Raw genomic sequence first — 12,064 nt, forward strand, 5'->3', positions numbered from 1 at the left:
GCAGAAAAGGTCCCAAAAAAGTGCATATGACGTAAAAACACGCTGTTGAGTTCTCAAAAACCGTACACACACCGCGCTCAACACGATCCATACGAACCGAATCTCGCTTGGGGCAACTTGGCTAAGTTTACCGGAGCTGGTCCTCGGTGTCAAATCCGATTCTTGCTCCGATTCCCCGGAACGTTACCTCCGAGGCGCCTCCACCACGCCTTCCGGCGTTGTGGCGACTCGATCTAACTTACGCTCTCTCCCCTGGCGAGTCAAATCGGGCGGCTGCCCGGCTCGATCCGACCGGGATCGGGAGCCCTGCCCCTCTCGGGACAAGACCCCCGATCTTGCCAGACCCCCACACCGCGCCGCAAATCGAGCTCGGAATCGGTCCTCACCGGGGTCGGCGCTCAGGCCCGAATGAAGTCGGCGATCACCGCCGGCGCCGACGCATCGAAGCCGACCACGTCCAGCATCCCGCCGTCGTTCGGGTCGGCGATCGACGACCCCGTGGCCGTCAGACCGACAACGATCAGCTTGGCCGGGATGCCGGTGCGCTTCCGGTAGTGGGCCAGTGCCTGGTGCGGATGCTGGTGTCCCGCCCAAGTCTCGTTGTCGGTATAGACCACGAATGCATCGACGTCGCGACCGCGCGCGAGGGCGTACTCGATCGGCTTAGCGCAGTCGGTCCCGCCCATCGGGACCCTCCGCATGGTGGCGACCACATCGTCCAGCCGCTGCCGCGGGGAGATGCGCAGCGGAACGAGCTCGTGGCTGAAACCGACCATCTCGTAGGTCCGCTCCGTGGCTGCGGTGACGAGCGACATCGCTGCCGCCCCCTCGCGAGGGGTCATCGCCGAACCGGCGACCGTCCCCCAGTCCATGGAGGCCGAAACGTCCACGGCGAGGAGCAATCGCTTTCCGGTCGGCACCACCGAGGTGAACGCCAGCCGGAACATCTCGTCCAAGGCGTCGACCAGACGCGGTATCGGATCCCACGTCATGGAGCCGCGGAGCCCGCGCCCGGCTGCGTACGTCCGCTGGGCCATCAGGACCTGGAGCGGATGAATGCGCGCCCGGCGGACGGCCTCCGGGTCTGTCAGCCGCGCGACCACCCGATCGAGCTCCGGGGCCGACGGCGACAGGACGCAGAGCCTCGTCAGCCGGTTGAGCTGGCGCAGCAGCGCGGTCATCGGCATCCCCTTCGCCAGCAGGGCCCGCCAGACGGCCGGCTCGGCCAGCGCGCGGTCAGGCAACATCTCCCAGGTGAGGGGGTACGCCGCCACGAGGCGGGTCACCTCCGCGGCCGATGCACGCTGGGCCTGTTCGAAGCCGCTGACAACTTCGAGTCCCCGCCCGTGGGGCACCTCGGCGCGCCGGACCACCCACTCGAACAACGCCCGCCGAACCGGATCGTCGGTGTTCGGGTGGGACAGCCGCAGCAGATCGCGATGGGACCAGCCTTCCCGCTGGGCATACTTCACCGTCTGGAGGGCGACGTGTGCGACATCGGGTCGCAGGTACCAGTCCGCGACGGCCCGCCGCAGCCCTCGACCCCAGCCACGGAACTGCTCGACGTAACCCGCGAACAGGAACAGGTGCGTACCCGTCCGGGCGATGTCCGGAAGCATCCGCAGCGCCTGGGCACGGTGCGCGTCATCCGCCAGCGACGCGGCCGCAGCCAAGGCGAAGAGCGTCGGCTGCTGCTTGGGCGCGAGTCCCGCGAGGGAGACCTCCCGGATGGTCGCGAGCAGGGTCGCCGGGTCCTCGGTGCACATGCGCTCGACGACCGCGGCGTTGTCGATGGTGAGCTCCAGCGGTCGCGTGTAGTAGGTGCCACCCTCGGTCCCGAGGATCAGGAAACGCCGCAGCCGTGCCGCGTCGTCAAGCTGAAATGTCCAGCCGCCCGCTGCGTTGGGAGCCTGATCCGGGTGCGCCGGCAGGGACTGCGCCGTGGTGCGCCGGTTGATGAATCGGAGAATGTCGGGGGTCATGGTTCCCTCCTTCCAAGAAGGTCGACGACGGGCCGGGTCGAACGGGCAGGTTGTGAAATCCGGAAATGCGGTGCTCTGCCCTTGAGCTACGTGCCCGAAAGCACAACGGGAATCGAACCCGCAACCTCCGTCGGAATGGTGATAACCGAATCTCTTCGGCCCGTTCGACTGCGACAACAGTGACAGATCCCTTGGCTCACCGCATCCGATTTATCGCGATCAGCCGCGCACTCCACCCGCGGGCGTCCAGGCCAACGTGCCACCCGTGAAACGCTGCGTGCACATCCACCCGCCGGACGAGGCACCGCACTCCTCGTCGCTCACCGGATAGCCGAGTCGCCCGTTCTCCCAGCCACGACGGCCCCATTCGTCACGGATCGCCCCTCGGACCCAGTGCGCTCCCGAGCGCGGCGACCAATAGAACGAACCACGCTGAAATGTCTGGAAGCAGCCGCCATCACGCAGTCCGCAGAATTCCCCGGACGTGGGATAGCCGAGCAGTCCGCGTTCATAGCCGGTGCCATTCCAAGCGGCCCCGATTGCACCACGCAACGGGTGTGCGTCGGACGCCGGTGACCAATAGAGCCGGCCGCCCTGATAAACCTGCCAACAACCACCTGCCACGAGACCGCACATTTCCGGCGAGGTCGGATAACGCAGCCAACCATTCTCCCAAGCGAGGCCACCCCAGCGCTCAAGGATGCGGCCCCGCACGAGGTGTTCCCCGGAAGCCGTCGACCAATAGAGCGACCCACCGATGAAGACCTGGAAGCAACCGCCGTCGCGCAAGCCGCAATAGCGGGCGGTTGAGGCGCTGCCATAGCGCGGGTCGAAGTCGACCGCGGTCGACCGCGAGTGGCCGCTGGCGATCACCAACCGTCCAGGAAGGGCGGGTGCAGCGACAGTGAAGGTGCCGTCAGCGGCCACGTCCGCCGTCGTGGTGCCCGACTCCGCTTCGATGCGCACGGTCGTCCCGGGCGGCAGGGAATCGTCCACCGCCACCCGACCCCGGACGCGTCCGCCCGCCGCTGCTCCCGCGGTCGGGGTGTTGAGCCACACGTCGAGGCTATGGCCGGCGGGCAGTCCGGTCAGGGCCGAGCCGAAACTGCGCCCCACGCCGTGCACCCCGGCCGAGAGGATTCCGACCGCTTTGAGGCCCGTCACCATGCCGGCACCGGAGTCACCCGCCTGTGTGGGCAGCAGGGTGCTGAAGCCATGGATCCAGCGGATATCAGCGGGGCCGTCGGGTCCACGGACGGCGTACGGACCCACCTCATCGATCGTCGAGCACTGCCACGCGCGGCTGGTGCGCCCGCTCGTGCACACCGGCGCACCCACGATCGGCGCCGCCATCCCGGTCACTCGCATGCTCCCGGGATAGCCGGCCAACGCCGGCCGCAGTCCGGGATCCGCGCCCGCATAGACGCTGAGATCGGTGCCGGGATCGGCGGCCGAGTTGGTCGGACGGCCGAACTCGGTGAAGGTGAGGGTGCCGAGGGAGTACGCGGGGTCGGTCTCCCAGCGCGCATCGCGAAGGGTCCCGTTGTCGCTGCAGTGGCCGGCGGTGATCATCGACCGGCGCCCGGCCGGATCGAATGCCGCGAAGCCGATCGAGCAGCGGGGCATGCGTGGCCCGGAGCCCCATCCCTCACCACCGAGGATGTCGGCGGTGCTTGTCGCGAGCGCTCCGGGTCGCACCTCGAGCTCGGGATTCGCGTCGGCGAGCTCGCGTGGCGTGCGGCCCGGGGACCCGTCGGCGAGAACGCCACGTGCGTCAGGGTCGACGACCGTGACCACCCAGCCGTCCACTGTCCAGGCGACCGCCAGCAGGCCGGTGCGACGATGGTCGACCTCGTCGATGAACAAGCGATCGATCCGATCGGCATCGAGATGCTGGGCGGGCCGTTCCGAGCGGGCGCCCTCGGCCACCGCGGCTCGTTCAACGGCGGCACCAGAGCCGGTCACCACCATCTCCGCGCCCTCGAGGGCGACGCCCTGATAGCCGGGGACGGTCGAGAGTTGCGCGTCGAGAACGGCGGCTTCTTCCGCCTGCCGCCCGAGCGCCAGATAGTCCGTCCAGGACAGCCCGAGATCACGCTCCACGGCTTGCCGCAGTTCTTCAGGCGGCTCCGGCGGAGTCGTGGAGGTGGTGGGCTCGTCCGCAATCGGTGGAGCCGCTTGCGCGACCGGGCCCGGCACCAGCGCGGCACCCAATCCCGTCGCGGCGCTCAACGCCGTCGCGGCAGCGACTGCAGCGAGCCGACGGCGCCACGGGAGCTGCCACCGGGCTTCGCGGGGGGAAGAAACCACGCGGCGATTCTGCCCGACGCTCCGCCGGATCCCGGGGAGGCGCTCAGGTCCGCAGAGCTGCCAGTCCGACCATCGTCTTGGCACCCACCTCGAGGCACCGCTCGTCCACATCGAACATGGGCCGGTGGAGATCGGGCCACTCGGCGACATCGACAGGACGCACGCCGAGTCGGCCGAGCGCACCCGGCACCTGCATCAGCATCTCCGAGAAGTCCTCCCCACCGAGCGACTGCTCGGTGTCGACGACGCTGCTCTCCCCGAGCAGGGCGCGACCGACCTCGGCGATGCGGCTGGCACCCTTCGGGTGGTTGACGGTGGGCGGGATGCCCTCGGCAAGTTCGACCTCGACATGCACCCCGAACGGCCCGGCCGCCTTGCGCACGAGGTCGGGCACCAGGTCGCGAGCACGGTGCCAGCCCTCGAGATCCAGCACCCGCAGGGTCCCCTCGAGAAGCCCGGTCGCCGGGATCGCGTTCGGGGCGCTGCCCGCGTCGACGTGACCCCACACGACGGAAGCGCCGGCCCGCGGGTCAGCGAGCCGCGACAGCAGGAGCGGCACCTCGGTGATGACCGCGCCCATGGCCATGACCAGATCTGCCGTGAGGTGCGGTCGTGAGCTGTGTCCGCCCGGACCGGCGAAGTGCACTTGGATCCGGTCGCACGCCGACGTGATCGGGCCGGGCCGGACGGCCACCTTCCCCACCTCGGTCCGGGGGTCGCAGTGCAGCGCGTACACCTCCCGCAAACCCAACATCCCGCCGTCGCGGATGATCTGACCGGCGCCGCCGGGGCTGGTCTCCTCGGCCGGCTGGAAGAACAGGCGCACTGCCCGCGGCAGGCGGTCCTGGTCACGCAGGCGGGACAGGACCGTGGCCGTGCCAAGGAGCAGCGCCGTGTGCACGTCGTGGCCGCAGGCGTGGGCGACGCCCGTGTTGACCGAGCGATAGGGCACGTCCTTGGTGTCGGTCAATTGCAACGCGTCGATGTCAGCGCGCAGGCCGATGCGCGGTGGGGTGCGGCGGCGGGGCGGCATGATGTCGACCCACAGCCCGGTCGGCCCCGACAGTTCCCGAGGGGTCAGCCCGAGGGCTTCGAGCACGCCCCTGATCCGGGCTGTCGTGCGGTGCTCGGCCCAGCTCGGCTCGGGGTGACGGTGCAGGTCGCGCCGCCACATGATCATGTCGTCGGCCACCTCAGCGGTTTCGGTCGCGATGAGGTCCGCCAACGATTCCTTCTCTGCCGCCAGCACCGCCGCTCGTTCGGCGGCCGCGGGATCAGAACGCGTCATTCGATTGCCAATCGGTCCACACTCGCCGCACGCTCATGACCGGAAACGTTACCCCGCCCGCTCGGAACGTGCGGAGGGCTGCTCCGGATCCGGGTCGCGAAGCGGCATGGGCACCGATCACTCCACCGCTTTCCAGGCGCCATAGCCACCGGCCAGGTGCCGGAGCGTGACCTCGAGACCGGCGAACGCGGGCCGAAGTGTTTCGAGGGCGCGACCGGACCGTACGCCGGCCGCGCAGTACAACACCACGTCACGGCCCCGCGCCTCCGGCGGCAGCGCTTCGATCCCCCGCTCCTGGATGTCGCCGAGCGGGGCGGCGATCGCCCCGGGCACCGTGCCGAGCTGTCGCTCCCAGTCCTCCCTGACATCCACGACGGCGAGCGCCAACTCACCGCTGTCCCGTCGCGCGATCAATGTCTTGAGCGCCGGCACGTCGAGCGTCTCCGCCGCGGTCGGACCGCCGACCGCACACACGAACTCCACCGGTCGGACCTCGGTCACCGGGGCGCGCTCCGGGTCCGGGAGGATCCGCATCGACCGGAAGTCCCCGGCGAGCGCGTCATGGACCAGGAGTCGCCCCAGCAGCGGTTCGCCGCGGCCCAGGATGAGCTTGAGCGCTTCGGTCGCCATCAATGTGCCGATGGTTCCGGGGAGCACACCCAGGACCCCGGCCTCCGCGCACGACGGCACGCTTGCCGGGTCGGGCGGCTCCGGGAACAGATCGCGATAGGTCGGCCCGCGACCGGCCCAGAACACCGCGAGTTGGCCGTGGAACCGCAGGATCGCGCCCCAGACGACGGGCTTGCGGAGGATCTCCGCGGCATCGGACACGAGATAGCGGGTCGCGAAGTTGTCGGTTCCGTCCAAGACCAAGTCATAGCCGGCGACGAGGTCGAGCACGTTGTCCGCGGTCAGCCGCTCGTGATGCTCGACCACTTCGACCAGCGGGTTGAGCGCCCGGACCCGGTCCGCCGCCGAGGTCACCTTGGGACGACCGATATCCGGTGTCGAGTGGATGATCTGGCGCTGAAGGTTGGACAGATCGACATCGTCGTCGTCGATCGTCCCGAGGGTCCCGACACCGGCTGCAGCGAGATATTGCATCGCCGGGGACCCGAGCCCGCCTGCCCCGACCAGCAGGACGCGGGCGTTCTTGAGGCGCCGCTGACCCTCGACGCCGACATCGGGAAGCCCGAGGTGACGCTGATAGCGCGCGATCTCGTCGGGGGTCAGCTCCGGACCGGGCTCGACGAGCGGGCCGATCGGTCCCTGCCCGCCGGCCGCGGACTCGACGGGCGGGGAAACCTGCGTACTCACGAAATCCGACCCTCCATCGGCGACGACGCCAGTGCGTGGCGGCGGCGTGGGATGCGCCCGGCACGATGAGCGAGCCGGCCGGCGGCCACTGCCTGACGCATGCCGTCGGCCATCAACTCCGGCCGCTGCGCCCGGGTGATCGCGCTCGCGACCAGGACGGCGTCACAGCCGAGTTCCATCGCCAACGCAGCCTCCGAAGCGGTCCCGATCCCGGCATCCAACACGATCGGCACGGAAGCACGCGCGCAGATCAGCTCGATGTTGTGCGGGTTGAGCACCCCGAGACCGGTGCCGATCGGCGACCCGAGTGGCATCACGGCCGTCGCACCGGCGTCTTGGAGGCGAAGGGCGGAGGCGGGGTCGTCGATGGTGTACGCGAACACCTTGAACCCTTGGTTCGCCAGTTGTTCGGTCGCCTCGAGCAGCTCAATGATGTCCGGCAGGAGCGTGTCCTCGTCGGCGATCACCTCGAGCTTGATCCAGTCGGTCTCCAGCGCCTCCCGGCCGAGTTGGGCCGTGAGCACGGCATCGCGGACCGTATAGCAGCCGGCCGTGTTCGGCAGGATCTTGATGCCGAGGCGCGTCAACATCCCGAACAGCGACTGGCCCTCGGCCGGCGAATATCGCCGCAGGGCGACGGTCGTCAGCTCGGTGCCCGAGGCGACCAGCGCGCGTTCGAGGGCCGCGAGGTCGGTGATGCCGCCGGTGCCCATGATCAGGCGCGAGGACAGGGTGACGCCGTCGATCGTCAGGGAGTCGGTCGCCACGGAGTCGGTCGTGTGGCTGTCGGTGGCACCGGTGAGAACGTCGGTCATCCGCCCTGCACCGCCTCCACGACCTCGACCTCCGCACCCGGTTCGAGGGTCGTGGTCGCCCAACGGCTCCGGGGCACGACGGCTCCGTCGACCGCCACCGCCAGTCCCAGCGCGGCGCCGTCGGGCGTGCGCCCGTCCGCACCGACCTCCTTCGCGGTGAGCGTCCGCACCAGGTCGCGCACGGTCGCGCCCTGGGTGAGGTCGGCGGGTTGGCCGTTCACTGTGTACGTCATCGTGCTTCCTTCCTACACCACGCGACCCGTCGGGAACGCGTTCTCAGGCAGTGCGGTCGTGACCGACCGCGGTGGTCAACAGGCGCGCGGGGTCCACCGCGGCCAGATGGTCGTGGTCATCCACAGCGGTGGTGCCGCAGACCAGGTCGGCGGTGAGCCGCGAGCCGAGCGCGGTGAGCAGGATGCCGTGGCGGAAGTAGCCCGCCGACAGCACCAACCCCGGCGCGACCTCGCCGATCAGCGGGATGTCGTCGGGTGAACCAGGCCTCGCCCGGGCGACCGCTTCGACGAACTCAGCCTCCAGCAGCCCGGGGACCAGCGTCCCGCCGTCGCGGAGCAACCGCCAGATCCCGCCGGCGCTCGGAGCGGCGAGACCGTCCTCTCGGCTGGTCGCACCGATGACGACATGGCCATCGCTGCGGGGGACGAGATAGACCGGCACGCCGTGGACCAGCCCGCGGATCGTGTGCCCGAGCAGGTGGGTGTCGCTGGGGCCGAGCAGGTGGGGCGGAATCGCGACCTTGAGCACGTCGCCGAAGACCGGGCGGACCGGGGCGTACGCCTGGGGCGGGAGCCCCTCGATTCCGCTCAGGCCGACGCCGGGTGCGAGCACCAGCTTGTCAGCGGACTCGGCTCGCCCGCTCTCCAGCCGGACCGACCAACCATCGCCCTGCGCTGCCACGGCCGTGACCGGTTCAATAATCAGACGCCGAGGATCGTGACGAAGGGCGGCGTCGAGCAGCGTCCGGACCAGCTGCCGCGGATCCACGCGATGATCGTCCGGGGTCCGGAAGCCCGCCGCGATGCGCGGGCCGACCGCCGGTTCGAGCCGGCGTACCTCCCGGCCGCTCAACTCCTCCACCGCCATCCCGTGCCGGTGCTGCACCTCCGCGAGCAGCGCGAGGGTGTCCCGGTCCGCACGGTCCGCGGCGAGCACCAGCGTGCCGACGGTCTCGTGGCCGGTGGGGAGTTCGCTGTCCCCGGCGAGTTCAGTGATGAAGGTCGGATATTCCGCAGCCGAGGCGAGCATGAGCGGATAGAGGGCCGCCTGGCCGTGCTGCACCTCGCTGATGGCCGCCAACATCCCGCCCGCCGCGTGGGTCGCGCCCATGCCGGGGGTCGGGTCGCAGAGCACGACATCGACTCCGCGCCTGCGCAGACGCCACGCGGTGGCGGCGCCGATAACGCCTGCCCCGACCACGATGACTCGCACTGGATTCCCTCCTTGCGTCGGCATGACCCGCATCAAGTTCGAGTGGTCGGTGCGGCGTGCACCCTCTCAGCCCGCGCCCGGGCTCCCACGGAAAACCCCAGTGTAGGCGGAGCAGGAAACGGGTCGGGCCGCCACCGGGGATACTGCTGGGTATGGCAGACGATCACCACGGCGGCGAGCTCGACGAGATGACGGCACGCACCAAGGCGCTCGAGGAACAGTTGGTCGCCCGGGGTCTGGTCGACCCGGCGGCACTCGACCGGATCGTGGAGCGCTATGAGCACGAGATCGGCCCACACAACGGCGCCCGCGTGGTCGCGCGGTCGTGGCTGGATCCGGAGTTCCGGGCGTGGCTCGAGCGGGACGCGACGGCGGCGGTGGCGTCGATGGGGTACGCCGGCCGGCAGGGCGAGCACCTCGTGGCCGTGTGGAACACCGACCAGGTCCACAACCTCGTGGTCTGCACGCTCTGCTCCTGTTATCCGTGGCCGGTGTTGGGGCTGCCGCCGGTCTGGTACAAGTCCCCCGCCTATCGGGCGAAGGCTGTGCGGGACCCCCGCGGGGTGCTGGCGGACTTCGGGCACACGCTGCCGGACCACACCCAGATCCGGGTCTGGGACTCCACCGCGGAGGTCCGCTATCTCGTGATCCCGGAACGCCCCGCTGGCACCGACGGGCTCGGCGAGGAGGAACTCGCGGCACTCGTGACCCGGGACTCGATGATCGGGACCGATCCCCTCACGGGAGGCGGCTCGTGAACGGCGTCCATGATCTGGGCGGGATGCACGGCTTCGGACCGGTTATCCCCGAACCCGACGAGCCGGTGTTCCATGCCGACTGGGAACGACGGGTGCTGGCGCTCGTCCTGGCCATCGGCGCGTTGGGGCGCTGGAATATCGACCAGAACCGGCACACCCGCGAGTCGCTGCCGCCGGCGACCTATCTGGGCAGCAGCTATTACCGGATCTGGTTGCTCGCGCTGCTCGACAATCTCGCGGCCACGCGCCTGCTCGACGACGACGCGACCACTGCTCTGTCGTGGTCGCAGATCGATGCCGGTCTGCGCTCGGGCACGCCCTATGACCGCCCGACCGAGCGGCCCGCGAGATTCTCGATCGGCCAGACCGTGCGTACGCGCACCATCAATCCGCCCGGACACACTCGCCTGCCCCGGTATGCCCGCGGGAAGGTCGGCCGAATCGTGCTGTGGCACGGCGGACATGTCTTCCCAGACCGCAACGCCGTGCCGGTCGGCGAACGGGGGCCGGGGACGGGTGAGCAGTTGTACACGGTCGAGTTCACCGGCACCGAGCTCTGGGGGCCCGACGCGGACCCGCGGCTGCGGGTGTCGATCGATGCCTTCGAGCCCTATCTGGAGGCGCTGTGACCGACTGGACGACCGATCGCCCGACCTTCGACGAGCCCTGGCAGGCCAGGATTTTCGCGCTCGCCGTGCAGCTCAACGAGACCGGCGTCTTCGAGTGGTCCGAGTTTGCCGCGGCGCTGGGCGCCCGACTCGCCGGCAGCGCGGACAGGACGGGCGCGGACTACTACCGGTGCTGGCACGCGGCGCTGACCGACGTCCTGGGAGTGCGGGGTTTGCTCCCCGGCACCGAGTGAACCGGTGACCGGCGTGGCGGGGTGGGGCATCGACGGTGCGCGGTGATCAAAGAACCTGAGCGACGAGCGTCTCGGCAGCGTCGACGATGCCGACGGTCTCCGCCTGCCAATTCGGCTCCTGGGAGCGATAGGGCCCGGTGGCGAGCGAGATGATGACGGCGGCCGCCCGCAGGCGCAGCTCGATCGGGTTCACTCGTTCGTCGAACACCGGCACCCAGGTCGCGAGCAACTGCCGGACCCGTGCCGCCTGCTCCGCATTCATGCGCTGGACCGTCGACAAGTGCGCGATCAGGCACGCGAGATCGTCGGCGCGGTTCCCGGGACCGGCCGTGTCGACGTCCAGCAGCCCACAGATCTGACCGCCGGCGACATGGACCTGGCCCTCGTGGAAGTCGCCATGTGTCGGCTCATTGCCATGCGGGATCGGCGCCAGACCCTGTTCGATCTCGCGGCACAACCAGCTGAGCCTGGGCTCGAGCGTGGGCATGGCTGTGCTGACGATCCGCGTGTAGTGCCGCACCGCATCCGACCACGGTGGCCGTCGCGGCAGCGATGCCACCTGTCGAGGCATCGAATCGAGCACCCAGATCAGCTGCTCGGCCGTGCAGGGCGGGACCGGGTCGAAGATCGCCCGACTCAGCGGCTTCCCGGGCAGCTCGTCGAGCACCAGCAGGCAGTCAGGCGTAGCGAGCGCGACGCGCGGGGCCGGCACCCCCGCCTGTCGCAGCAACTCGTGGCGCCGCTTCACCTCGCCGAACAGCGCCTCACGCAGGACTTTGATATAGAACACCGTCCGCCCGAACCCCTGCCCCGGGTCCGGAAGCACCGTCGCCCGCAGGACCGCACGGCGCCGCGGACGATAGCCGATCATCCTGAGCCGCACCTGGTCGGGCCGCAGACGCAAGCCCAGCACAGGCGAGAGCAACTCGGCCACGGACTCGGGATAGGCCGCCCGCGGCAGACCTGGCAGGTCGGGATCCTTCGGATAAAGCCACACCACCGCCTCGCGGTCACCGTCGCCGAAGATCTCGGCGCGCTCGTCGGTTCGCGTCCGGCCGTGTGCGCGCGCACTCACCCCCAGCAGCTCGTTGCGCCGCCCGAACGGCCAGTCGACCACCGCGCCATAGGTGGCGGTGGTCGACCGGTTCGGGTTGGCATCGACGTGATCGAGGGACCAGGACACGAGCCTGCCGCCCGCGTGCTGGACGGCGGCAGCGAGCAAGGGGGCCACTTGGCCTGTGGTCAACAGACGTGATCCGTCGGCGTCCGGCCCCATGCCCCCCATG

At 69.8% G+C, this 12,064-nt stretch carries 11 protein-coding genes and 1 riboswitch; of the genes, 3 read left to right on the plus strand and 8 right to left on the minus strand.

Annotated elements, in window-relative coordinates; translation table 11 throughout:
- Positions 1–398: 398 nt before the first annotated feature.
- The 7 genes from ACQ260_RS12150 to thiO form a co-directional block, all read right to left on the minus strand.
- Complete coding sequence (locus ACQ260_RS12150; RefSeq protein ID WP_432559717.1) at positions 399–1,982, minus strand: TROVE domain-containing protein; 1,584 nt, start codon at positions 1,980–1,982, stop codon at positions 399–401.
- A 219-nt stretch (positions 1,983–2,201) separates the two neighbouring features.
- Positions 2,202–4,292 (minus strand): hypothetical protein, encoded by a 2,091-nt coding sequence (locus ACQ260_RS12155; protein WP_432559718.1) that lies wholly within the window; start codon positions 4,290–4,292, stop codon positions 2,202–2,204.
- Between the two features lie 43 nt (positions 4,293–4,335).
- Complete coding sequence (locus ACQ260_RS12160; RefSeq protein WP_432559719.1) at positions 4,336–5,580, minus strand: amidohydrolase; 1,245 nt, start codon at positions 5,578–5,580, stop codon at positions 4,336–4,338.
- Positions 5,581–5,697: 117 nt separating this feature from the next.
- Positions 5,698–6,897, minus strand: a complete 1,200-nt coding sequence (gene moeB / locus ACQ260_RS12165) for a molybdopterin-synthase adenylyltransferase MoeB (protein WP_432559720.1) — start codon at positions 6,895–6,897, stop codon at positions 5,698–5,700.
- Positions 6,894–7,712: a thiazole synthase gene (locus ACQ260_RS12170; protein WP_432559721.1), complete on the minus strand. Its 819-nt coding sequence runs from the start codon at positions 7,710–7,712 to the stop codon at positions 6,894–6,896. Before ACQ260_RS12170 ends, moeB begins: the two co-directional genes overlap by 4 nt.
- Complete coding sequence (gene thiS / locus ACQ260_RS12175) at positions 7,709–7,945, minus strand: sulfur carrier protein ThiS (RefSeq protein ID WP_432559722.1); 237 nt, start codon at positions 7,943–7,945, stop codon at positions 7,709–7,711. The genes ACQ260_RS12170 and thiS overlap by 4 nt, the downstream gene beginning before the upstream one ends.
- A 43-nt stretch (positions 7,946–7,988) precedes the next feature.
- Positions 7,989–9,158 (minus strand): glycine oxidase ThiO, encoded by a 1,170-nt coding sequence (gene thiO, locus ACQ260_RS12180; RefSeq protein WP_432559723.1) that lies wholly within the window; start codon positions 9,156–9,158, stop codon positions 7,989–7,991.
- Positions 9,151–9,257: riboswitch (TPP riboswitch) on the minus strand. It overlaps the preceding gene by 8 nt.
- Before the next feature lie 53 nt (positions 9,258–9,310).
- On the opposite strand from thiO, the gene nthA reads away from it, so the two are divergent.
- From nthA to ACQ260_RS12195, 3 genes are read left to right on the plus strand one after another with little or no spacing between them, the layout of a single operon-like run.
- On the plus strand, positions 9,311–9,916 hold the full coding sequence (nthA, locus tag ACQ260_RS12185) for a nitrile hydratase subunit alpha (protein WP_432559724.1): 606 nt from the start codon (positions 9,311–9,313) through the stop codon (positions 9,914–9,916).
- A complete protein-coding gene (gene nthB, locus ACQ260_RS12190) occupies positions 9,913–10,545 on the plus strand; it encodes a nitrile hydratase subunit beta (RefSeq protein ID WP_432559725.1) in 633 nt (210 codons plus the stop codon). Before nthA ends, nthB begins: the two co-directional genes overlap by 4 nt.
- A complete protein-coding gene (locus ACQ260_RS12195; RefSeq protein WP_432559726.1) occupies positions 10,542–10,778 on the plus strand; it encodes a nitrile hydratase accessory protein in 237 nt (78 codons plus the stop codon). The genes nthB and ACQ260_RS12195 overlap by 4 nt, the downstream gene beginning before the upstream one ends.
- 46 nt (positions 10,779–10,824) lie before the next feature.
- On the opposite strand, the gene ACQ260_RS12200 is transcribed toward ACQ260_RS12195, so the two are convergent.
- Complete coding sequence (locus tag ACQ260_RS12200) at positions 10,825–12,063, minus strand: phosphotransferase (protein WP_432559727.1); 1,239 nt, start codon at positions 12,061–12,063, stop codon at positions 10,825–10,827.
- Between the last annotated feature and the right edge of the window lies 1 nt (position 12,064).

This window comes from Ammonicoccus luteus, assembly GCF_050880385.1.
Taxonomy (GTDB): Bacteria; Actinomycetota; Actinomycetes; order Propionibacteriales; family Propionibacteriaceae; genus Enemella.